The organism is Paenibacillus vortex V453, assembly GCF_000193415.1.
In the GTDB taxonomy this organism is placed as follows: domain Bacteria; phylum Bacillota; class Bacilli; order Paenibacillales; family Paenibacillaceae; genus Paenibacillus_AQ; species Paenibacillus_AQ glucanolyticus.
The window spans coordinates 41,478-65,137 of record NZ_ADHJ01000036.1 but is presented as its reverse complement, the minus strand read 5'-3'; the positions used below and the strand labels follow the sequence as shown (position 1 = coordinate 65,137).

Annotated in this window: 24 protein-coding genes, 1 pseudogene and 1 riboswitch; of the genes and pseudogenes, 22 read left to right on the top strand and 3 right to left on the bottom strand. The window is 47.3% G+C overall.

Annotated features, from left to right (window positions below):
• Positions 1 to 104 precede the first annotated feature (104 nt).
• The 11 genes from PVOR_RS17605 (at position 105) to PVOR_RS17555 (ending at position 10,178) form a co-directional block, all read left to right on the top strand.
• Positions 105 to 1,619 carry a serine hydrolase gene (locus PVOR_RS17605; protein WP_006210773.1) on the top strand — a complete coding sequence of 505 codons (1,515 nt, stop codon included), beginning with the start codon at positions 105 to 107 and terminating at the stop codon, positions 1,617 to 1,619.
• Positions 1,620 to 1,787: 168 nt separating this feature from the next.
• On the top strand, positions 1,788 to 2,063 hold the full coding sequence (locus PVOR_RS17600) for a CD3324 family protein (protein WP_006210772.1): 276 nt from the start codon (positions 1,788 to 1,790) through the stop codon (positions 2,061 to 2,063).
• Positions 2,064 to 2,228: 165 nt separating this feature from the next.
• A complete protein-coding gene (locus tag PVOR_RS17595; RefSeq protein ID WP_040680729.1) occupies positions 2,229 to 2,957 on the top strand; it encodes a class I SAM-dependent methyltransferase in 729 nt (242 codons plus the stop codon).
• A gap of 343 nt (positions 2,958 to 3,300) precedes the next feature.
• Positions 3,301 to 3,855, top strand: a complete 555-nt coding sequence (locus tag PVOR_RS17590) for a GrpB family protein (RefSeq protein WP_006210770.1) — start codon at positions 3,301 to 3,303, stop codon at positions 3,853 to 3,855.
• 25 nt (positions 3,856 to 3,880) lie between these two features.
• Entirely contained in the window at positions 3,881 to 4,393 is a 513-nt protein-coding gene (locus PVOR_RS17585; protein ID WP_006210769.1) for a GNAT family N-acetyltransferase, read from the top strand.
• Between the two features lie 180 nt (positions 4,394 to 4,573).
• Complete coding sequence (locus tag PVOR_RS17580) at positions 4,574 to 4,873, top strand: hypothetical protein (RefSeq protein WP_231888069.1); 300 nt, start codon at positions 4,574 to 4,576, stop codon at positions 4,871 to 4,873.
• Between the two features lie 109 nt (positions 4,874 to 4,982).
• Positions 4,983 to 5,363 carry a VOC family protein gene (locus PVOR_RS17575; RefSeq protein ID WP_006210767.1) on the top strand — a complete coding sequence of 127 codons (381 nt, stop codon included), beginning with the start codon at positions 4,983 to 4,985 and terminating at the stop codon, positions 5,361 to 5,363.
• 27 nt (positions 5,364 to 5,390) lie between these two features.
• Positions 5,391 to 6,011, top strand: a complete 621-nt coding sequence (locus PVOR_RS17570; protein WP_006210766.1) for a histidine phosphatase family protein — start codon at positions 5,391 to 5,393, stop codon at positions 6,009 to 6,011.
• A gap of 178 nt (positions 6,012 to 6,189) precedes the next feature.
• Positions 6,190 to 8,406: a stalk domain-containing protein gene (locus PVOR_RS17565; protein ID WP_006210765.1), complete on the top strand. Its 2,217-nt coding sequence runs from the start codon at positions 6,190 to 6,192 to the stop codon at positions 8,404 to 8,406.
• Positions 8,407 to 8,640: 234 nt separating this feature from the next.
• On the top strand, positions 8,641 to 9,291 hold the full coding sequence (gene catA, locus PVOR_RS17560; protein WP_006210764.1) for a type A chloramphenicol O-acetyltransferase: 651 nt from the start codon (positions 8,641 to 8,643) through the stop codon (positions 9,289 to 9,291).
• Between the two features lie 251 nt (positions 9,292 to 9,542).
• Entirely contained in the window at positions 9,543 to 10,178 is a 636-nt protein-coding gene (locus PVOR_RS17555) for a flavodoxin family protein (protein ID WP_006210763.1), read from the top strand.
• 62 nt (positions 10,179 to 10,240) lie between these two features.
• Here the strand turns inward: PVOR_RS17555 and PVOR_RS17550 are convergent, their stop codons facing one another.
• On the bottom strand, positions 10,241 to 12,073 hold the full coding sequence (locus tag PVOR_RS17550) for a glycoside hydrolase family 30 beta sandwich domain-containing protein (RefSeq protein WP_006210762.1): 1,833 nt from the start codon (positions 12,071 to 12,073) through the stop codon (positions 10,241 to 10,243).
• Positions 12,074 to 12,404: 331 nt separating this feature from the next.
• On the opposite strand from PVOR_RS17550, the gene PVOR_RS17545 reads away from it, so the two are divergent.
• From PVOR_RS17545 to PVOR_RS17505, 10 genes and pseudogenes are all read left to right on the top strand, one after another.
• Positions 12,405 to 13,664 (top strand): aminotransferase class I/II-fold pyridoxal phosphate-dependent enzyme, encoded by a 1,260-nt coding sequence (locus PVOR_RS17545; RefSeq protein WP_006210761.1) that lies wholly within the window; start codon positions 12,405 to 12,407, stop codon positions 13,662 to 13,664.
• Positions 13,665 to 13,712: 48 nt separating this feature from the next.
• The gene (locus PVOR_RS31980; RefSeq protein WP_234973008.1) at positions 13,713 to 14,009 is read left to right on the top strand and encodes a DUF6597 domain-containing transcriptional factor; all 297 of its coding nucleotides are present in this window, start codon (positions 13,713 to 13,715) and stop codon (positions 14,007 to 14,009) included.
• Positions 14,010 to 14,019: 10 nt separating this feature from the next.
• A complete protein-coding gene (locus tag PVOR_RS31975; RefSeq protein ID WP_228029974.1) occupies positions 14,020 to 14,364 on the top strand; it encodes a helix-turn-helix transcriptional regulator in 345 nt (114 codons plus the stop codon).
• A 118-nt stretch (positions 14,365 to 14,482) separates the two neighbouring features.
• Positions 14,483 to 14,896, top strand: coding sequence for a VOC family protein (locus PVOR_RS17535; protein WP_006210760.1), 414 nt, complete (start codon positions 14,483 to 14,485; stop codon positions 14,894 to 14,896).
• 49 nt (positions 14,897 to 14,945) lie between these two features.
• Positions 14,946 to 15,045: riboswitch (purine riboswitch) on the top strand.
• 73 nt (positions 15,046 to 15,118) lie between these two features.
• The gene (locus PVOR_RS17530; protein WP_006210759.1) at positions 15,119 to 16,282 is read left to right on the top strand and encodes an MFS transporter; all 1,164 of its coding nucleotides are present in this window, start codon (positions 15,119 to 15,121) and stop codon (positions 16,280 to 16,282) included.
• A 451-nt stretch (positions 16,283 to 16,733) separates the two neighbouring features.
• Positions 16,734 to 16,937, top strand: a pseudogene (locus PVOR_RS31055) (MarR family winged helix-turn-helix transcriptional regulator); the annotation flags it as partial.
• Positions 16,938 to 17,155: 218 nt separating this feature from the next.
• On the top strand, positions 17,156 to 18,610 hold the full coding sequence (locus PVOR_RS17520) for an aryl-sulfate sulfotransferase (RefSeq protein ID WP_006210757.1): 1,455 nt from the start codon (positions 17,156 to 17,158) through the stop codon (positions 18,608 to 18,610).
• Complete coding sequence (locus PVOR_RS17515; RefSeq protein ID WP_006210756.1) at positions 18,603 to 19,619, top strand: ABC transporter substrate-binding protein; 1,017 nt, start codon at positions 18,603 to 18,605, stop codon at positions 19,617 to 19,619. The genes PVOR_RS17520 and PVOR_RS17515 overlap by 8 nt, the downstream gene beginning before the upstream one ends.
• A 13-nt stretch (positions 19,620 to 19,632) precedes the next feature.
• Entirely contained in the window at positions 19,633 to 20,409 is a 777-nt protein-coding gene (locus tag PVOR_RS17510; RefSeq protein WP_006210755.1) for an ABC transporter ATP-binding protein, read from the top strand.
• 64 nt (positions 20,410 to 20,473) lie between these two features.
• A complete protein-coding gene (locus tag PVOR_RS17505; RefSeq protein ID WP_006210754.1) occupies positions 20,474 to 21,205 on the top strand; it encodes an ABC transporter permease in 732 nt (243 codons plus the stop codon).
• Between the two features lie 77 nt (positions 21,206 to 21,282).
• On the opposite strand, the gene PVOR_RS17500 is transcribed toward PVOR_RS17505, so the two are convergent.
• Positions 21,283 to 21,837, bottom strand: coding sequence for a helix-turn-helix domain-containing protein (locus tag PVOR_RS17500; protein WP_006210753.1), 555 nt, complete (start codon positions 21,835 to 21,837; stop codon positions 21,283 to 21,285).
• Positions 21,838 to 21,967: 130 nt separating this feature from the next.
• Between PVOR_RS17500 and PVOR_RS17495 the strand changes: the two genes are divergently transcribed.
• The gene (locus tag PVOR_RS17495) at positions 21,968 to 22,555 is read left to right on the top strand and encodes a LysE family transporter (protein ID WP_006210752.1); all 588 of its coding nucleotides are present in this window, start codon (positions 21,968 to 21,970) and stop codon (positions 22,553 to 22,555) included.
• A gap of 83 nt (positions 22,556 to 22,638) precedes the next feature.
• Here PVOR_RS17495 and PVOR_RS17490 read toward each other — a convergent pair whose 3' ends face one another.
• Positions 22,639 to 23,571 (bottom strand): L-lactate dehydrogenase, encoded by a 933-nt coding sequence (locus PVOR_RS17490; RefSeq protein ID WP_006210751.1) that lies wholly within the window; start codon positions 23,569 to 23,571, stop codon positions 22,639 to 22,641.
• Positions 23,572 to 23,660 lie beyond the last annotated feature (89 nt).

The window sequence follows — 23,660 nt, the reverse complement described above, 5'->3', positions numbered from 1 at the left end:
GTACTACAAGGTATCCCGTGTGGGCACGTCGAATGTCCAAGATTACAAGTTGCACAAAATCATTGTGATCGAATGAACGAAGCGTGAGGGAGAGGGCCGATGATATGAGTGAGTTATTAACCGGTATGGAATCATTGAACGGGATCCATACCTATATCAAAGAGCAGATGAAGGCGTGGAAGGTTCCCGGATTATCTGTTGCGGTTGTGAAGAATCATGAGATCATCATGATGGAGGGTTATGGTCATCGAAATATCGATCAGGGACTTCCTGTGACAAGTGAGACCATCTTTGCCATCGGTTCATCCACGAAAGCCTTTACTGCGCTCGCTGCTGGAATCCTGGCGGATGAAGGGAAACTGGATTTGGACAAGCCCGTCAAGGAATATTTCCCTACCTTCAAAATGTTTGATGCTTTTGCAACGGAGAGAATCACCATCAGGGACATGTTGTGCCATCGTTCCGGTTTACCCAGACATGATCTGATGTGGTACAATTCCGCCCTGACGAGAGAAGAGATCATACATCGTCTGCAATATCTGGAGCCGAATGAGGATTTCAGGGCGAAGTGGCAGTATCAGAATATAATGTACATGGTGGCAGGATATCTTGTGGAATATGTAAGTGATTCTTCTTGGGAAGAGGTTGTGCAGAACCGGATATTTACACCGCTTGGTATGACCTCAAGTCAGTTCTCGGTGGATCAGACGCAGCTTCAGCACGATTTTGCAATGCCTTACATACTTCTCGAAGAACAAGCTAAACCAATACCATTCCGCAACATCGATACCATTGGTCCGGCGGGTTCAATTAATTCCAACATAAAGGACATGGCACACTGGGTAAAGTTTCAGATAAATCATGGGATCTATGATGACCAGCACATCGTGTCAAAAGAAATGCTTCAAGCTATACATTCGCCCCACATGGTATGTGACATGACGGAGATCAATCAGAACCAGACGAATATGGCGAGTTACGGTCTTGGCTGGGCAATCGAGCCGTATCGCGGATCACGCATGGTATATCATGGAGGTAATATTGATGGGTTCACTGCTCATGTCGCCTTTATTCCGGCGGAGCAAATAGGTGTCGTTGTTTTATCGAATCTCAATGGCACCCCCCTGCCCGTGCTGATTGCCAATCATATTTTTGACCGTATGCTGGGTGGAGAGGTAGAGGATTGGAGTGCGCAAGCGCTGGAAAAAATGAAAGCATCCGAGGTGGAAATTAAGCCGACAGCAGAGGGTGAGACACTTCCGGACGTGAAAGCACCCGTCATTCCATTAACGCTCTCATTACTGCATTTTACGGGAGCCTATGAACACCCGGGATACGGCAAAATGGTTGTTGAGCTGGATGAGGGAGAACTTCGGGCAACCTTCAATTCCATGCAGTTCCCCCTCACACACGTTAGCGACCTCCAGTTTGAACTTTATATTGCCGTGTTTAACATTAAAACGTCCGTGACCTTTCAACTGGGTTCAAACGGGCATGTTTGCCAATTTTCTACCATGTTGTTATTTGAACCTGGCACGAGGGAAATTGAATTTGTTAGAATAGAAAATAATAATGAACGATCCCATTCTTTTCAGCGAGGTGAAATGCATGGCTCATAGTAGAAGCACAACCGTTCAAACCGTTAAATCAGGCTCCGAGCAAAGCAGCACGGAGATAAGCGAACAAAGATTTGTTCGGAGCCTACTTCTATACCCATAGCGGCTTATATTTCATGTGAGTGCTTTGCTCGCTATTTACACGATTCTATGTAGATAGGAGCAGGGAGAATGAAATACGAGAAAGCACTAGATATTTTGCCTGAACACATAGTCAAAACCATTCAACATTATATTGATGGAAGTTATATTTATATTCCGAGAAAGTCGGAGAATCGGAAGTCCTGGGGAGAGCAAACCGGGGTCAAGAAGGCTCTGAATAACCGGAATCAGATGATTCTGGAGAGCTATGTGAAGGGTGATTCCATTCAAGCCCTATCCGAGCGATATTATTTAACGGAGCCATCCATCCGTAGAATTATTCGGAGTGAGAAAATGAAACTCTAGAAATAAAGCGACATTCGATGATACCCACGCGGATTCATCAGATGTCGCTTTATGTCTTCTTTCGCGCGATCCTGATTCATTCAGAATTAAACATGAACTTGAGTTGTCAGCCTAAAGAAGCTAAGTTTAGATCAGGTATAACTAAGAAGGGAGAGCTTCATGTTTATGACTCAAAACATATATGATAATGATGAATTCTTTAAAGGGTATAGTCAACTTAGCCGATCTGTCCACGGACTGGATGGTGCTCCTGAATGGTCGAGCCTGCGATCCATGCTGCCGGATCTAACCGGAGCTCATGTGCTGGATTTAGGCTGCGGGTTCGGATGGTTCAGCCGCTGGGCCAGACAACACGGTGCCACTAAGGTGTTAGGGGTCGATGTATCCGAGAACATGCTGACGCGGGGAAGGGCCGAAACGCAGGATTCTCATATTACTTATATTCGAGCCGATATGGAGGTCCTGGAATTAGAGCCGGAGTCATATGACTTGGTCTACAGCTCCCTGGCTTTTCATTATATTAAGAACTTGTCGGGTCTGATGGGGGAAGTGTACTCATCACTCAAACCTGGGGCAAGCTTGGTGTGCTCTGTTGAGCATCCGATATACACCGCATCGATCCGTCCTGAATGGATCCAGCATCCAAATGGACACAACACATGGCCTGTTGATAACTACCAATATGAGGGGATGCGTACGACGAATTGGTTAGCCGAAGGCGTTGTTAAGCAGCACCGGACGATGGGAACCTACTTGAATATGATGATAGGGCTGGGTTTCACGATTACCCATGTAGAAGACTGGGGGCCGTCCGATGAACAGATCATGTCCCATCCGGAATGGGAAGAGGAATGCCATCGCCCCATGTTTCTATTGATATCGGCAAGAAAATAGGGGCTAGACGGGCCATTGTTGCAGTATACGTGGAACGCGGTATATGATCTGGTATGGTACAGGAGGAAATGGCGTCTAAGACGAGTGTCTTGGCCGCTTTTTATATGGAACCGCGCTTTATACTGTCAGAGAAATGGTGACAAAATTATAAATATTGTTTCTTAATGATTTACCAACATCAGGAAAACTATTAAAATAGAGGTTAACGGCATTTGCAAGAGGCTTTGCATGGGCTAGAGCATCAAGATGCGGAAGCGATTGAGGCTGAAATACGGTCTTACAGGTAAATCATCATAGACCTGTTCGTTACACATTACACAATTACTGGAGGCATCTCGTACATATGAGTCCAAAACCCGTAATCATCGAAGAGTACAATCCGGAATGGCCAAAAAAGTTTCTTGAGATCAAAACCATACTTGAGCATACGCTTGGTAACGATGTATTGAGAATCGAGCATGTAGGGAGCACCTCCATCCCGGGGCTGGCTGCAAAACCTGTTCTGGATATCGATGTAGTGATCGATTCTATGAAATCGCTTCCTACAGTTATAGCGAAACTCGAAACCCTAGGTTATTATCATCAGGGGAATTTAGGCGTCGAGGGCCGAGAGGCTTTTGGGAGAAAGGATGATTATGTCCCCTACAGCGATGGGCTTGAATTGAAACTTGCTCAACATGTATATGTCTGCGATCAAAAAAGCCGTGAATTGCATAGGCATATTGTTTTTCGGGATGCACTCCTTCATCATCCAGAATGGGTTGTGGAATACGCCATTTTGAAGAAAGAGTTGTCCACCGTCTTCCGGCATGATCGCGAGGGCTATACGGTAGGAAAATCAGATTTTGTAAACCGAGTATTGGAGTTATCCGGAGGACAAGGAAGCCTCCTCCCATAAAATACATATCAGTGAGGTACATCGTATGGAAATTATATTGAAAGTATTAGATAGCACGGAGCTTAAATGCACCTGGAAAGAAGGATTCCAGCAGCAAAATATACACCGTTCGGAAGAGTATTATAATCTGTGTGAATTTGAAAACCAGATTGGTATTCGTGTCACCATGTTAGCTTTTGTTAATGACAAATTGGCCGGAGTTGCCCACTTGAAATATGAATCGGACTATCCGTACTTTCGAGATCAGAACATTCCGGAGATCAATGATCTGAACGTATTTCCTGAGTACCGAAGGAACGGTGTAGCGAACAGGATCATTGAACAATTCGAAACCATCGTGAGTAAAAAGCTGCCGCGTATCGGAATTGGTGTGGGCTTGTACAAGGACTATGGTCCAGCACAAAGAATCTATGCCCGGCGCGGTTACATTCCCGACGGAAACGGCATTATGTACAACCTTGTGCCTGTTGTTCCCGGCGAAATGGTATGCGCTGATGATGATCTGAATTTATATCTAATTAAGGAGTTAGGGAAATAAATCATTTTCCACTGAGGATAAATTCTTCAATTCTTAGGATTGCCGGGAGATGGGTACATGAGATTCTTCATTCGATTAAATGTTTCGAGTTTTTTGTATGCAATGTTCCCTTTCGCAGTCCTTGAACTGATGGCCAATGTTTACCGAATCAGTCGAGTAACAGGTTGGGAGTTAAGTCATGTGAACAAGCTAATCCTGGCCTTCTGCGTGGCTGGCATCACCGTATCCAACATTGCGTTTCCGAAGCTGATCAGGCATTGGCTGGATGGCCGTAAAGCAAGTTATTTTTCGCTTATCCTGTGGTTTCCCTATTTCGTGATACTGGTCAGTATTCTCGTTTCATGGCTGCCGATCACCGAACCAGCAGATCAACCTAACCCTGTGACAGGACTTATTGCCATGGCTGCATTGGCCTTGTACCCATTCTACTTGGGTATCCTTCATCTGTTTGGTACTACAGCAAAAAACATGGATAGATGAAAAGAAGCAAACATTAAAGATGTCCAACTGATCATGGCTAAGTGACCGGGAATTTTAAGCGAGAAAACGAGAAAGACAAATAATTGATAACAAGACAGGAGATAGGATCATGGATAGAGGTTTTACGCACTGCTTGCAAATCTTTCCGACCGCTGATTTTCAAAAAACAATCGAGTTCTATGAGCGGATTGGGTTTCGTGCGGTTGCCTATCTGGATTCAGGAGAACCGCATGTGTGTCTCTATCAGGATTCCATAGAGATCGTGTTAACCAAGTCGGAGATTGAAGTCGTGCCGAATCGGATTCGTTATGGCTACGGATATGATGCGTATTTTATTACTTGTAATCAGTACGAAATTCAGGAAGATTTAATGAACCTGGATGTGAAGATTGTCAGACCATTGTCCACGACGGATTATAACAACCATGAGTTTGTGTTTGAGGATGTGGATGGGCGCTGGATTGCCGTTGGCAAGAAACAACAAACCTGAGTGCGGATGTTAAACGGAGGCTTACACATGGTTGAGATTATGGTTGTACGACACGGACAATCGGAAGCGGATATTTTGAATCGGTGTGAAGGACGGGCTGACTTTTCTCTTACCGATCTCGGGTTGCAGCAAGCACAGCTTCTGGCCGAGTGGATTCAGCGTAATTACGCCTTGGATGCGATTTTTTGCAGCACCTTGATTCGGGCCAAGCAAACCGCGGCAGCTATTGCTGAATTGACGCAAGTGCCTGTAACCTATGACAATGATCTCATGGAGCAGAATAATGGCGTCATCGCTGGGATGTTGAGAGATGAAGCATTAATGAAGTATCCGATACCGGCCGGGGGAAGAAAGCGGCATGATGCCATTGAGGGCGGAGAATCTGAAGTACAGTTCAGAGCAAGGGCGGAACACTTCATATCCAAGCTGTTTACGACAATGGATAGCAAGCCTGAGTTACAAAGAGTCTGTATTGTTTCCCATGGTGGCATGATCTCGATGTTATTTCGAGCTTTCTTGAATCTTCCCTATCATTCCGAGATATTCATTCCTACTGGCGATACGGGCGTCCATCTATGGCAATATGAACCGAGTGGGAAAAAGGTCATAATGGCAACGAATTGGCAAGAGCATTTGGCTGCGACCTGATAGGTTCAGTCTCTCCCGTAACGGTCACATTGGTGTTACGGGTTTTTTACTAAGTTTGTGACACAGTTCTACATCATCTTAAATATTATTAACGGATCAGAGAAACTTTTTTACCAAAATTTACGTCTAATAGTATGACCTCATTAAATATCAAAAAAGGATTAGAAGGAGTTATGGAATGAAACTGAAGAAACGATCATTGCTTACCGTACTGGCTGTTGCCCAATTAGCTGCAGCTTATCCGGCGAGCGCGGATGCAAATGCCGCAGACAAGACACAGCCACCAGTCACCCAAGAAGTGTATGAGCAAAACACCGCGGCATCTAACGCAGTGAAATCCGGGGCCAACGATACGACTCAAGAGACACCTGAAACAACAGAGACAGAAGGGGCTCAAGAGACGAATAACGCAGGAACAACGGACGTGCCTGTTACTGAGGAAACCGGTGAAGTTAAAGACCCAGCCACGGCAACGGAAGTGCAAGGCAACCAGAACAACAGCAATAGCCAGCAAGTCGCAAGCGGAAAAGAACTTATTCTTTTTTTTAACAGCACAAAAATGATTCAAGACGGCGTCACCTACAATGCACCACAACCCATGCAAGTCAAAAAGGGAGTATCCTATGTTCCCATTCGTGCTCTTGTGGACCGCGTAGGCTTCAAGGTCACTTACGATAAGAAGACCAAGGAAACGGTTATCACAAAAGGAACTAACGAGCTTCGTTTTAAGACTGACAGCAGCAAGTATACCGTAAACGGTGTATCCAAGGATATGAAAGGGACTTCCTATCAGACCAACAGCACGTTCATGGTTCCACTGACAGCGATTACGCAGGCGCTGGAAATCCCGTATAAAGTGGATAACGTAGGTAAACGTGTCATCATGAGTTTGGTTAGCAAGCCGGTCGCCAAATTTACGGTAGGGCCTAAAGAGATTTTCGCAGGAGAAACTACAGTTACCTACACACCGCAAGTTGAGAATGTGCAAGGCGAGATTATCAACGAGCGTTGGGAAGGCAATCAGGATATCTTCGATGCACCAGGTCAATACATAGTCACGTACTCTGTACAGGATTCTACCGGAACGTGGAGTGATCCTTACAGTCAAACGATCACGGTCATTCAGCCTAATCTTCCGCCTGTGGCAATGTTCGAAACTGACAAGTCGGAATATAAAATGGGTGAGCTGATCACGTATACGGACAAGAGCTCGGATGATCAAGACAAGACCGAGGATCTGACGTATAAGTGGGAGAACAAGGGCTATGCCTTCTTTACACCCGGCGTTCATACCATTAAGTTGACCGTTACCGATAAGAAGGGACTTAGCTCCAGTTATGAATCGACGGTCTATGTAACCAATGAAACACTGTATACAGAAGAAGATTTTAATATGCTCTTCATTCCGGAAGGGGAGAAATTCTCGTTCCTTGGCAACGTGACGTCCCGTCCGAAAATCAATTATGATTTTAACGATGAGCCCAGCACGCTGATCCGCAGTAACAGCCCTGAAACGGTAAATTCAGAAGGTATCGTTTATCGTGAGACAGCGGTTGGAGACATGCGCTTCATGATTCACCATGTGAACAATCTGAACAAGAATGTCAAAATGTACGTAATTGCAACGAACAAGAACAGTACACCTGTGACATTGAGACAAGATTACCTGGGATTTGCTGGGCCATCCCCGATTGCGACGGCTGCAGGCAAAAAATCCGTGCAATACTATTTCCAATCCATGCAGGATGGATCGAAGAGAACATCGGTTACGCTTGCTCCAGGTGAACAGAAGCTGGTTATGACAGAGCTGAGCGAGATCCGAATGAAACAGGGACATGTTATTTCCCTTTACTCGGATATGTACAGCGACCAGCCGATTCAATTCGATGTCGTTATGATCGATGAGAAGTCCGATCCATTGAAGGTGCTGGGAACACTGCCGATCCTGGACCGCGATGGGGTGCATAACCGCGGAACTTACCCGGATTCAACACGCATCATCCGTTATTCCGAGCTCGTTGGTGCGGAATCCCAGCGTCTCGTTCTGGGAGATAACCAGGATGACCCTAACTTGCAGGGAATGGATCCTATGGTCGGAGATATCACGCACAATACAGGCAACTTCGGCGTCTTGTACAAAATCACGCTGGATCGCGTGGCTCCAAATACACTGATCTCCTTTAACCCTAGGGGCGGTAAATACTCTGGCTATGCGATGATGAATGGTACGATTGTACCAATCTATTCCCTCGGACAGGTATCTCCTGGCGAGCAAGCGGTTCTGTATCGCACAGGTGATTACGAGCAAAAGGTTGAAATTATGCTTACAGCAGCGCCGGGAAGTAACCTGCCCGTCAATCTGCTGTTTACCCAGATGCCAGACACGGTTCATTAATACACCATACGGAAGACTTCATCACTTCAGTTTGTACCTGGTTCAAGACCGGGTCACAGGTTGAAGAGTGATGAGGTCTTTTTTTTTATTGGAAAATGAAGAGATGAATGATAAAGTGTTGGGTATAGACTCCGTCGGGTTGACGGACCATACTGGAGTGATGAATGGTGGTCAAATCAGTGGATGTACCCTCCTAAAATGAAATGATTTATATTTTTAGGAGGGATAAGACCGATGAATTTTAATGTGATTGATATTAAGCAGTGGCCCAGAAAACCGTATTTCGAGCATTATACGTCCGTTCATGAATGCACGTACAGCATGACTTTAAACGTTGATGTATCTTTGCTGCTTCAGTCGTTGAGGACTAGGGGATTAAAGTTCTATCCTGCTTTTATTTACATGGTAACTAGAGTGGTCAACGAGCGGGTAGAGTTCAGAACTTCATATCATCCCAAACCGTTGTTAGGTTACTGGGATTCCATGACACCGAGCTACACCTATTTTCATCACGATGACCAGACCTTCTCCTGCGTATGGACTGAGTTTTCTGATGATTTCTCTCGGTTTCATAATCGATATGAGCAGGATATGGAACGCTATCGTGACGTGAAGGGAATCTTCGTTAAAGAAAATCCCCCTCCGAATACATTTTTCATATCGATGATACCCTGGGCAAGCTTTAGCGGTTTCAATCTGAATATGACGAACGGGAACACCGATTTTCGGCCGATCATTACCGGGGGCAAATTTGCCGAGCAAGGCGGTCGCATGTTGTTACCCATCGCATTGCAGGTACATCATGCCGTGTGCGATGGATATCATGCAAGTTTGTTCTTCCAAGATCTGCAGACCTTAGCTGATTCGTGCAACGAATGGCTATGATAAAGTAATTGTACATTTACTATTCGATAAACGACTGCTCACGCAGTCGTTTTTTGTGTTTTACAGAGGGGAGCATCGGTTATATACAAGATTTCAAGTCGACATGGTCATCAAAATGAATGATATCGTCATGAATACAAACGATTTTACAACGATTCCCAATGACCTTATGCTAAAAGATAGAATTAGACCACGTGCATGAAGGGATGGGATCGGATGATGCTTGAGAACCAGAACTTGAGAACCAGAACATGAACCAGAAATTGTTAGGGCTTGTTGGAAGCCCGAGACGAGACGGGAACTCTGCCACGCTGGCTGCCGCAGTTAAGCGAGGGGCCGAGAAGAAGGGCACGCAGGTGGCTTTGCATTTTGTAGATGACTTCATCTCTAGTTTTCTTCATGACTGCCGGATTTGCCGGCTCCCAAGTGGAGAATGCTCGATACAGGATAACTATGAATCCTTAATCATGGGAGAGTTTGTCCCGGCGGATGGCGTAATATTCTGTTCCCCGATCTATTGGTATGGCTTATCTGCCCAGATGAAAGCATTCTTCGATCGCTTGTTCTGTTATTACGCGGCCTCGTACAAAAATTCGTCTGTGATATCGGAAGGAATGTCTAACAAACGGATTGGTTTGACGCTTGCATCGGAGGAAACCTATCCGGGTGCGGCCTTAGGCATTATTCATCAGATACAGGAATACGCTCGTTACACTCATTCTGAATTCGTTGGGGCAGTTCGTGGAGTAGGTAACAGCCGTGGTGAGGTAGCGCTGGATATCCAATCGCCGCTGATGGCTGCTGAACAGTTGGGGTACGATATTTTTGAACGGAAATATTCGGACTATCAGAAGGATTCTGTTCGAAGCACTAAGGTCTGGTCTTGATCGCAACAAGAAAAAAAGCGTACACCCCTTGTGAGGCGGTGTACGCTTTTTTGGATCATACATTAATGAACACTGATCTGGAAGGTTTCCCATCCCGATGCAGTGCTCCGATTGGCAATGAGGGGAGAAGCCCCGGCATTATCCGCGCTGACAAATTGGCTATTCGCCGCAGCTCGCAAGGTAACGCCGCCGCTAACGCTGGCAACCTGGAACGTTTCCCATGTCCCGATGGAGCCGCTTCGAGCGATTAATGGCGAGGCCCCCGCGTTCTCTGCAGCAACAAACCGTCCGTTGGCCATGGATTTAAACGCATAATTTCCGCTGCCCAGATTGATTCGTTCAAAGGATTCCCACGCGCCGCCCACGGCATCGCGATTGGCGATCAAGGGACTGTTGCCCCCGTCCTCAGCAGCGACGAATTTGCCGTTAGCCGATGCTTTTAACGATATCACGTCCCGGGTTGTCTCCCCGTACCACTTGAATGTCAGAGCAGAACCAGCGGGAATGGTGTAGGTGAATGATTGATTGCCCCAGCGGGCCTTGAAGGTCTGGTTCTGATTCTCGGAGTTCGCGACTACGAGCACTTTGGACCCGTCCGGATTTTGAAAAGCGACATTATCCAGGCTGTTAGCATACGTATTGGTATCCACTCTGTATGCTCCAGGTACGACAAATTTGCTTAAGTGTCCCATCGCATAATATTGATTGTTATAAGTGACTTGATCTTGCGCATCCGAACGAATTCGCAGCATACCATAGTTAATGCTGTTGGAGAGCAGGGAAGGGCCGTTATTCTGATCCAGCGCAATGTTCCACAAAATGTACGATTTGGACCAGTTCCGGGTAACGTTAATCATCTCCCGGACCTGGTTCTTAAAGCCGTCATTCCATGAGCCGAAGCCTCCCTCGGTAAACCAGATATCCTTGTTCGGATGCAGGTTATGAAGCGTCGTCATGGCAGTGACATCCCCGCCGTAATGGTGGAAAGCGCTGCCGGCAATATAAGAGGCGGCGGCCGCGTTATTCAAGACGTCCCGCGGATACGCATATTGATCATAGTTATGGTCATAAGCGATGATTTTGGTCTGTAAACCGCTGCCGCGAAGGGCAGGCCCCAGATGATCGCGGATGAATTTAGTTTGATCATCCACCGACATATACATGGTCGGATATTCGTTCGAACCGTTAAACAACGGTTCATTCTGAGGCGTTATGGCATAAATCGGAATGCCCTCCGACTGGTAGCTTTGAATGAATCTACGAAGGTACTGTGCGTATACCTCGTAAGAATCATGGTTCAGATAGCCGCCTATCATGGAACCGGTGGATTTCATCCAGCCCGGCGCACTCCAAGGAGAAGCCATCACCTTAATCTGTGGGTTTTTCGTCAGGGCTGCTTTGACCATGGGAATGATGTAAGGTTTGTCGCGGTTAATGCTGAAATTGTTCAGGTTCCAGTCCCAGGCTGTATCTGCATAGCTGTACATTTCCCAGTTGAAATCCGAAGCGCCAATCGTTTGGCGCAGCATGCTGAGTCCGATGCCGCTTTGACCGAATAATCGCTCCATGACCTCGGCACGTTTCGAATCCGACAGCTGATGGCTGATTAGCCATGCGGATGAGTCGGTCATAGAGGCACCGAAACCATCCATTTGCTGATATTTCAAAAAGTCATTCACATCAATGGTTCGCTGATTACCGAGACTGTCCTGCTGGAAGACGATATCGCCCTGCCTTTGCAAAGCAGTGCTAAGATTATCGCGAGTCATCCAGACCTCAACCGATGGTCCCGCCGCCTTAATCGGCAGAGAACTCAGGGCCGAGCCGCTCCATATTACGGACAGCATGGATAGAAAGAGCAGCGGCTTTTTCATATTCAACTTGAACTTTAACATGACCAAACCCCCTTCAATTCATTTGGATTAAGCGTTTGCAAAAGTACAATTCCTCCTTTCTTTGGATTAGTTTACCATCGAATTAAAACGTTTTTAGTGTATCATTTTTTCGAAAAGGTATTTGTTTTTACGATGATGTATGGTCTGGGCTATGCTGGATTCCATTATGAAGCTTTAACTCCAGATGTTTTATGCCTATCAATGTTCTTGATCCAGCCTATGACAACGTGACGTTACGGCAAATACACCTACAGCAAACGCGACTGCAGCTCCAGGCAGGTATTCGAGACTGATGGGGTTCATGCTATAATATGAGGAAAAAACGGAGTAGGTGGAAACCTTGAGTAAACATACATCGGAGCGATCATGGCGTGCGGACAAACTTTCACAGCTTGGTTCTTCCATATTCTCAGAGGTTAGCGAGTGGAGGCTGGAGGCGCTTCAGTCAGGACGACATATTATCGATTTGAGCATTGGCAGCCCTGATCTTGGTCCTTCAGTTGAAATTCGTGAGTCGCTGAGCCAGGAGGCGCTGAAAGAAGAGAACTATACATATCCGGGTACAAGAGGAAGCGCGGAGTTCCGCGGACAATCAGCAGCATGGATGAAGCACCGATTTGGCGTGGAAGTCGATTCAGAGACCGAACTTCTGTCTTTAATGGGTTCTCAGGATGGATTATCGCACCTGGCTCAAGCTGTATGTAATCCTGGAGATATTGCGATTGTGCCGAATCCGGGATATCCGATCTATTCGGGAGCCCTTGCGATTGCGGGTGTAACTCCTTGGTATCTTCCGTTGAAGGAAGAGAACGAATTTCTGCCCGATCTGGATGACATCCCCGAGGAGATTTGGACAAAAGCGACTTTTATTTTGTTGAATTTTCCGGGGAATCCGATAGCGGTGCGGGCGGATCTGGCTTTTTTTGCAAAATTGGTGGGCTTGGCGAAAAAATGGAACGTGCTCGTGGTGCATGATCTTGCTTATTCTGAAATGGGCTTTGACGGTTACCGTCCTGTTAGCGTTCTCCAGGTTCCAGGCGCCCGGGAGATTGCGGTTGAATTCCATTCCTTCTCAAAAAGCTTTAACATGGCCGGCTGCCGCATCGGATTCGTTGCGGGGAACGCAGATGCGGTTGGAGCACTCCGGGAGTTAAAAAGCAACATTGATTTTGGCATATTCAAGCCGATTCAGGCCGCAGCTATTTATGCGTTAGAACAGGCAATGGCATATAGCGAAGAGGAGGATGGCGTGGCATCATTGTATCAGCAGCGCCGCGACATCCTGGTAGCCTCACTGGCCGAAGCAGGATGGAACGTACCGAAGCCGGAAGCCACGATGTTTCTATGGGCTCGGCTCCCAGAGGGGTTCCGCAATTCATCGGCGCCATGGAGCTCACGCCGTTTCGCCCGCGAGCTGCTGCTTGCAACCGGGGTAGCGGTTATCCCGGGAGATGCCTTTGGCAGCGAAGGCGAGGGTTATGTGCGGATAGCACTTGTCCAGGAAGAGGCAGCCCTGCAGGAAGCAGCACAGCGGATCGGGAAGTTTATTAGGGAGCATAGCGAGTCCCTCCACGTAAAGGACCTAGAGTAAAAAGTCATACGGGTTAATTAGCTAATCCATTGATTAAAGGGTGAGCACATGCGGAACTATGTCCCTGTACAAGCACCGACGCTGGAGAATCGATCTGCTGATTCTTCTTATACCTATCAGGAATACCTGCCAAGCTGGTCATTGACTCCTTATGTGGCCTGTTATTGGACAATGCATTATGAAGTTTTACCGTTTCAACATCATCGTCTTCATCGTATTCTTCCGGATGGTTGCGTAGATATTATATTTAATCTGAAGTCGCTGGAAGCATCAACCTCTGGATTTATTGCCGGTCTGATGTCCGGTTATGAAGCTATAATACTTACGCAGGATCGAACTGATTGAAACGTTTTTATTGAACGTCATCAGACTGAATCATGTCCGTTCCGAGCCGCTGCTGAAGCATGGCATGCAGTATTTGTACGCGGCAAGAGGAAGAATGACGATTCATGACTTGGCCGACAAGCTTAATTATAGCGAGAGAAACATACGAAGAACGTTCCAGAAGGAACTGGGAGTCAGTCCGAAGGAAATGACGGATATTATTCGATTTCAAAATTTGCTGCAGGAGATGCGCCGGACCAAACCCACCCGGTTTCCCGAAATCGCTGCACAATACGGCTACTATGATCAGCCTCATTTTATTAACAGCTTCAAGCGTTTATACGGCATGTCACCAAAACAGGCATTTATGCCCTAAGGGATAGAAATGAAGGTGTGAAAGCTTCAAGGATGTCCGTTTTTTACAATCCTTTATTGCCTAAATCAACGAAAATGAGTAAGAGGTTATGATAATGATGTACAGGAGGTCATGCAAAATGAGAGCAAGCATATCCGTATTGACACTTGGCGTTGATGATCTTGAGCGCTCACTAAAGTTTTATCGGGATGGGCTCGGTCTTCCGACCGAAGGGATCATGGGGACTGAATTTGAGCATGGAGCGGTAGCGTTCTTTGACCTGCAGGCGGGCGTGAAGCTGGCGATATGGAATCGCAAAGACCTGTCGATTGAAGCGAATGTTCCTTTGTCTCCTGTGAGTTCCTCAGAGTTAACCATCGGACACAATGTGGGCAGCAAGGAAGAAGTGGATGAGGTGATGGAGCAAGCCAAAAGGGCGGGAGCTGCGATTACCGTGCCGGCACAAGACACATTCTGGGGAGGATACTCCGGTCATTTTCTCGATCCGGACGGACATCTCTGGGAGGTTTGCTGGAATCCTAATTGGGCTTGACTATGTTGTAAGGGATATGATAAATTAATCATCGATTGTTGCGCAACGGAACTGAATATTTGAATTTGAATGTATAACCTCATTAATATGGTCTGAGGGTCTCTACCAGGAACCGTAAAATCCTGATTACAGAAAATGTATCTCATTTTTTGTAATCGGGATTTATTTTTTTTGGTTGACTATAAGCAAATATGACTTCGAAGAAAGGGGATTTCATTCCAGATGAATCTGAAAGTATTAATTCTAGCGATTTCAACCATATCCGTAGGATTGGTAGAACTTATTGTTGGCGGAATTCTGCCGCTGATTGCAGATGATTTAAACATTTCGCTTGGCACGGCAGGGCAATTGATTACGGTATTCGCATTGGTCTATGCGATTTCGGGACCGGTTCTCCTTGCACTTACGGCAAAGGTGGAACGCAAACGGCTCTATATCATTTCCTTATTTGTATTCTTCATCGGTAACTTGCTGGCGTACGTGAGCCCGAACTTTGTGCTGCTGATGGGTGCCAGAATATTAACTGCTATGAGTACTGCTCTTATCATCGTCTTATCGCTTACGATTACAGCTAAAGTCGTTGAACCCGCACATCGGGCAAAAGCACTGGGCGTTATCTATATGGGGATTAGCTCGTCATTGGTGCTTGGGGTGCCGCTTGGTATTTTAATCAGTGAAGCTTTTGGATGGAGAGTATTGTTCCTTGGCATCGGCATTCTGTCCATCGGTTCCATGGTGCTGATCTATATGTTCCTGGATCGGATCAAGCCTGAAAATGTAATACCGTTGTCTCAGCAGATCAAAGCGCTGGGCAAGTCCAAAATCGCTGGTGCCCATCTGGCGACCTTGTTTATGCTGGCAGGGCATTACACCATTTACGCTTATTTTACGCCATTTCTCGAATCGGAACTCGGCTTGACTCCGTACTGGATCAGCATTTGTTACTTCCTGTTCGGACTGTCGGCCGTTGGAGGCGGGGCGTTCGGAGGCGCACTTGCCGATCGGATCGGATCACACAAGAGTATCGTGATTATTATCACTTCTTTTATCCTGGTGCTGTTCCTGCTGCCCTTCTCAACGTTCTCGATTGGTGTATTTTTAGTCGTGATGATGGTATGGGGCGCATTAAGCTGGAGCCTGGCTCCGCCACTGCAAAATTACCTGATTCAAGTCGATCCCGCTTCGTCCGATATTCAGCAGAGCTTCAACAATTCCGCGCTGCAAATCGGAATCGCGATGGGATCAGCAATCGGAGGGCTCGTATTGGAACAGGGCGGCTCGGTTGCCAGCACGGCTTGGGTAGGCGGAGGAGTCGTTATAGTGGCATTGGTCTGTGCTGTCTATTCCTTAACAAGACCTGCGCTGGCACTGAAGGCTGGCAAATAGTCTATGATGTAATTGATTGTTATCAAAGCAGTTGTCATCATGGCAGCTGCTTTTTAACATCCTCGCTCCAAAAAAAGCAGGTGCCTATTTAACCATTGCTTGTTATCGAGATAATCGAACGAATTCTGACTGAGAGGGCGCTTAAACAGCAAGTCCTCTCTTTTTTAAAATTAATCCCTACTTGACAGGTGTCATTAATTGGTTTAATCTAAGCGACAAGCAATTTCATTTAGCCATCATTAAATGATTGTTCATTATCTCAGTATTAAACAATATGATCAGCCGATTGGTCCACCAAAGGCTCCTGTTTACTGTTTTTCGTGATTGCAGCGAGAAGCGTAAATAGGGGCCTTTCTGTATATTCATAACGACCACACCAGGTTGTAGTGAGAACAAACCCATAGGCTGATAGGTTGGCATACGGAGGTGTATGACCCGGGAGAGGAGCGGCATGGAAGAGAAGGATTGGGCATTGCTGGAGGAAGCCGATTGGCATTTTCGCAGGATGGTTCGCAGATTCGTGAAGGAGCGCGACAAAATATCAGTGGGAGGCATTTCGTTACCCGGCCTGTTGATTCTAAATACGATACATCGCGATGATGGGGAACAGAGACTGGGCGAGTTAGCCGAACAGCTGGATTTCACATCCGGGGCGGGGCGTTCTCGCAAGAGGAGTTAAGCGATCAAATCGCTTTTTTTAAACAGCTGAATGATCGTCTGGAAGGATTTGCGGTCTCCGTACTCGGGCAGACCCATTCAGCTGATAAGTCATTCGCAGACATTTCACAGACAAACGTAAGCCATCCGAAGCGTACGAACAAATTTATCTCTTATTGAATCTATTCATTAATCAACGAAAGGGAGTAGAGAACGATGGGACATCCGACGATTTATCCAACAGGCACAACGGTATATAACCCTGCGAAGGCATGGAGCGGTTACACGATCTATCAAGCGGCGGAGACAGGTGCGCTATTAATCGACATGAATGGCAGGGAGGTTCATTTGTGGAAAGGACTACGGGGGTTTCCGAATAAGTTGTTCCCGGGAGGCTATGTTCTTGGCAGCACATCCGAGCGTGATCCGAAATACGGATTTCAGGATGAGACCAATCTCGTGCAGGTGGACTGGGACGGCAATATCGTCTGGAAGTTTGATCACTATGAATACATAGAGGACCCGGGACATCCGGCTCAGTGGATGGCTCGCCAGCATCATGACTACCAGCGTGAGGGGAATCCCGTCGGTTATTATGTTCCGGGGCAAGAACCGAAGGTGGATTCCGGTAACACCCTTATTCTGGCACATAAAAATGTGAAGCGTCCCGATATATCCGATATTGAGCTGCTCGATGACACGATTATCGAAGTGGATTGGGAAGGAAACGTAATCTGGGAGTGGGCGGTCAGCGACCACTTCCATGAGCTCGGATTTGATGAGGATGCCAAGCTGGCATTATCCCGTGATCCCAATACCCGTGGCTTCGGTGCCCACGCAGGGGACTGGATGCACATCAATTCGGCCTCGGTGCTCGGCCCTAACAAGTTCTATGACGCAGGAGACGAACGGTTCCATCCCGACAATATCATCTGGGACGCACGGGAGAGCAGTATCATTGCCATCATTGATAAAAGCACCGGGAATATCGTGTGGAGGCTTGGCCCCGACTATTCAACCGCGGAAACCAAGCATATCGGCTGGATCATCGGCCAGCATCATGCCCATCTCATTCCGAAGGGCCTTCCGGGAGAAGGCAACATCCTAATCTTCGACAACGGCGGCTGGGGCGGGTATGGACGGCCAAACCCCGAATCGGAGGATGGGTTGAAAATCGCCCGTCGCGACCATTCCCGCATTCTGGAGATTAACCCGGTCACTTTGGAGATTGAATGGCAGTATACACCAACAGAGGCCGGCTTTCAGGCGCCGCTCGATTCTTATCGCTTCTACAGCCCCTATATCAGTTCGGCCCAGCGGCTTCCGAATGGCAACACATTGATAACCGAAGGCGCAGACGGTCGGATATTCGAAGTGACAAGAGAATTTGAGCTGGTGTGGGAATATATCTCTCCTTATAAGAACAGCCGCAATTCCAACATGGTCTATCGCGCTTACCGGGTTCCATATGAATGGGTGCCTCAGCTCGATTTGCCTGTGGAAACGGAACTCGTGCCGATCGATGTTGCCGATTACCGCCTTCCGGGCGCGGCGCCCAGAGGTGCCGTAACCAGTGTGGAGGTTGAAGGTACGATCTCGTATGGTGAAGGCGCGCTTTGCGTAGCCCGAAGGGATGAAGTCGTGCAGAAAGAAAGGGATCGCGATGAATAGAAGCCGACATATTTGGAAGCGTTGGTGTGTTCTGCTGCTGGGAACAATTCTCGCCACCAGCGTACTTGGTGCTTGCGGAAACGCCTCAGGCGATCAGCAAGGAAGACGCCTCAAACTGAAAATCGCCGATATCTCCACAAATACCGTATTTCGGGTGGCAAAAAACAAAGGGATCTTCGAGAAGCATGGAATTGATGCGGAACTGGTAAACTTCGCCACGCCGGCAGAAGGCGTTAACTCCTTATTCATTAAGCAGGTGGACGTGGCATTCGGAGCTGATTTTCCACTTCTGAATGCTGTTAGCAAAGGCGATTACTCGATATTCGCTTCATCCGGGACAGCGACGGATCTGAGTGCAAGTGAATGGAAGCTGTTCGTTCGTCAAGAAATCGGCAGTGCAGCTGAGCTTAAGGGTAAAAAGCTAAGCTTCTCCAGGGGGACGTTCGTGCCTTATCTATGGGACGTTTACCTTGGGGAAAACGGGGTTGCCCTGTCCGATGTGGAGTTAATCGGACAAGGAGGGTTTGACGAAGCCTACGTAGCGCTCAAAAAAGGCGAGATTGACGCGGCTTGGGTATACGGTGCAGTGCTGAACGAGAAGTTTGGCGCACTTGCGGAAGCGAAAGAGCTGTCGGATATGTCGAAGACCCCGGTACGGCTCGGAACAGGACTGATCGCTTCAAACGAGCTGCTGGAGGGCCACAGGGAAGTTTTCGTCCAGTTTCTGAAGGCGCTGGATGAAGCATCGATTTATGCCCAGGCCCATCCGGAGGAAACCGCCGACATCATGTATGAGGAAGTCAAGCAGCCGAGAGAAGCCACCTTAAAGGATCTGCCAAAGAATCCATGGAAGCTTGGATTTACGGATAAGGCCTATGCAGGATTACAGGGACAGAAGGATTATATGGTAGCTAACGGGATGATCGAGCAAGATTTTGAGCTGAACGATAAATTGAATTTGGATATGGTAAGAGAAGCATTCCCGGAACGTGTAATCGATTTAAAGTAAGGAGATGAAGGCGATGAGAGCCGTGTCAAGTCAGAATGAAATCCATATCGAACAGTTGAATAAGAGCTACGCACAGCCCACAGCCGGTGATTTGCATTATATTATCCAGAATGTCAATCTGGCGGTAAAGGGCGGAGAATTCTTTGTTCTGCTGGGTCCGAGCGGGTGTGGAAAGTCAACGCTGCTCAGTCTGATTGCGGGCTTCGTATCCAAGACCTCCGGTCAAGTGAGAGTGGGGGAGAAGGAGGTGGAGCGCCCGGGCCAAGACCGCGCGGTTGTATTCCAGCAGGCAGATTCTTCGTTGTTTCCATGGCTTACCGTTAGAGAAAATGTGGAATTTGGTCTCCGCATGAAACGAATTCCTGTGGCGAAGAGAGAGGAAATATCCAATCAATTCATCTCGCTGGTGGGGCTTTCAGGCCATGAGAGCAAGTATCCAAGAGAGCTGTCGGGCGGGATGAAACAGCGCGTTCAGCTCGCTCGGGTACTATCCAATGATCCCGCAATTCTGCTCATGGATGAACCCTTCGGTGCATTGGATGCCATGACAAGGCGAACGATGCAGCGGGAATTGGTGCGGATATGGCAAGACACGGACAAAACCGTTATCTTCGTGACGCATGATATCCAGGAGGCGCTTCTGATGGGGGGACGAATCGGCATCATGTCACAGGGTCCATCCTCCCGAATAACGGACATCTACGAGGTGCCGCTTGCCTACCCGAGAGACTTGTCAGATCCCGGCTTTCATACGCTGTACAACCAAATCCAATCGCACTTTGATGAGTAGAGAGAAGGTGAAGACCACATGAGCAACAGACTAAAAAAAGGGTTGCTGCACTATCCTGTTCTGGATGGCCGGACTTGGGATATGGCAGCTGCTGTCCCTTGTGTACGGACCCGAAATTCTGCCGGGACCGATCTATACTGCGAAAGGCGGATACGAACTATTGATGGATGGCACCTTGTTACAGTACATCGGAATCAGTTCATACCGGGTGCTGCTCGGGTGGACGCTTGGGAGTCTGATCGCGATCCCGGCTGGACTTGTTATCGGGAAGGTTGGGACGATTCGGGTCTTTGCGGAACCCTTCCTTAATTTCATCCGGTTCATTCCGCCCATCGCATTCATCACTTTGTTCCTGGTCTGGTTCGGGATTGGGGAGACATCCAAAGTCATGCTTATTATGTATGCGACCTTCTTCATTGTGGTCCTGAACACGTTGACCGGAGTCTTGTCAGTGGAAGAGGATAAGATAAGGTCCGCCCGCAGCATGGGTGCTTCGGAGTGGCAGATTGTGCTTCATGTGATCATACCTGCAACGGTACCGTACATGTTCACCGGCATTCGGCTTGCGATGGGAACATCGTTCATGGCCATTATCGGAGCAGAGATGATTGCTTCCAATGAAGGAGTGGGTTATCTGATCTGGAATTCACGTTTGTTCTTCCGTACGGACTGGATCTTTGTCGGGCTGATCTGCCTCGGATTCATGGGATTCCTGACAGATCGTGCTGTCGGATTGCTGGGCCGAAAGCTATTGTCCCGATACGGCGTAGTCAGCGCAAATTCATTGCGACGGTGAAGAGATGGCTTCATATACAACGTAACGCACCCTCTGATAGAGGGTGCGTTTTGCGTTTATGAAATTCACACCTACTGTTACTTGGGATAATGGATAACCATGCTCAAGCGATTCATGGAATCGCCGGAATTGTGGTAAGCATGGGGTTTGTCTGCTGTGAATCGAATCGCTTCACCATGGCCCACTGTATATTCTTCGTTATCGATGCGCACCGTAAGTTCTCCTTGGAATACGGTGATAAACTCCTCAGTACCCTCGATATGGGACTCGGCGGTAAGATAACCGCCCTTGTCCATTTCGAGGGAATACATCTCAAAGCGCCGTCCGTCCTCAAAAGGGAAATGCGGATAAATCCGAATCCTTCCATTATCTTCTATTAGTGCCTGCACATCATCCCTTGGTACCACGACTGTATTCGAGTAGGGTTCATGGATCAGGGAAGTGAATGAAAGCTTCAGCCCGTTCGCAATCTTCCATACGGTTGTGATGGAGGGACTGGATTCGCCGCGTTCAATCTGCCCCAGCATGGTCTTGCTGATTCCGGTCAGTTCCGCGACTTTATCCAGACTCAGCTTTCTTTGCTCTCTGAGACTCTTCAAATTATGAGCCAATATAAGATGAATGGGTTTCAACGTCATCAACCACCTTCGTATACATATTGTGCGTTATAACATACTTAATGTATAATCATAGCGTACGGACGTTATAACGTACATTTCATTACATTATAGCATACACACATACAAGAAAGGGGTGGGTAGTTTGTTTATCGTTCCGCTGTTGACTTATGCGATTGTCGCTTCATTCACGCCAGGTCCCAACAACATCATTTCAATGACCAACGCACGAAATCATGGTTTTAGAAAAACGCTGCAATTTATAGGTGGGGTAGCTGCCGGATGTTTGGTCATTATGCTGCTCTCCAGTTATTTCAATCTGGTATTATATCAATTCATCCCGAAGATCCAATTCGTAATGAATATCATTGGATGTCTGTATATGCTCTATCTGGCCGTAAGAATCATACGCAGCCAACCACAGGAGCGGGGCGATAAGGAGGAGGGCTTCAACAGCTTTTTCTTCGGATTCATCTTCCAGTTCATCAATCCCAAGGTCATTTTATACGGAATTACGGCGATTTCAACATTCGTTATTCCTTTCTATTCATCGCATGCCCATCTGGCATTATTCTCGGTGATACTCACGCTGGTCGGCCTCTGCGCTAACATGACCTGGGCATTATGCGGTTCGCTGTTTCAGAGCCTTTTGTCCCGATATGAACGCCCATTCAATATACTTATGGGGTTGCTTCTCATTTATAGCGCCTTTTCTGTCTTTACGGTGAGCTGATTTTGTCCTCAGTGACCATGATATTATCCCTGTGCTGGACGAAAAAAAGGCTTACGGATCACGGATCCGCTAAGCCTTGGGCGTTATTCAAAGATTTTGGAGATCTGTTCCTTTAGCTTATTAGCGGAAGCGTGAAATTGGGTGAGCTCCTCGTCATTGAACTCAAGATTGAGAATTTCCCTTACCCCTGTGCGGTCAACCACACAAGGCACGCCCAGGTATACGTCAGACACGCCGTGATAATCGGTGAGCAGTGTCGACACATTAAGCACCGACCCTTCATTTTGCAGTATGGAGACGATGATCCGGTCAAGCGCTAACGCGATTGCATAAGAGGTAGAGCCTTTTGCATTGATGATTTCATAGGCAGCATTCTTGGTCCGGTCAAAAATATCATCTCTTTCATCATCTGACAAATCAATGCCGATACCGGCTATGTTGGCAATGCTCCACAGCGGCAGCTCGGAATCGCCATGTTCTCCGACAATATGGGCGTGAATGCTGCGCGGATTAATTCCTTTGTTCTGTCCGATCAAATAGCGGAATCTGGCGCTATCCAGAAGCGTACCCGAACCGATAACCCGATTTACAGGGAAACCGCTCTTTTTCAAAGTAACGTAAGACAGAATATCCACCGGGTTGGTAGCTACAAGAATGATGCCGTGGTCATTGTACTTCACGATGTTCTGAATAATATCGTCAAATATGGCCGTATTTCGCTTCAGCAGATCAATCCGTGTCTCACCGGGTCTTTGGTTGGAGCCTGCTGCAATGACAATGATATCTGCATCCTTGCAATCGCTGTAATCTCCAGCCCACAGCTTAACTCCTCCTGCAAAGGGGAGACCATGGTTCATATCCAAGGCTTCACCAAGCGCTTTATCGTGATTCGCATCGATCAACACCAGCTCAGATACTCTCTCTCGTAAGAACAAGGTATACGCAGTCGTTGCTCCAACCGCTCCTGTCCCGATAATAACCACACGAGACGGTCGCTGAGTTTCATTTTGTGCCATAGTGCATCTTCTCCTTGTCATCAATTAATGAAACCTTTGAATTTGCTTTACGAGGAACTGCATACAGCTGCGCTTTAAAGCATCCTCGG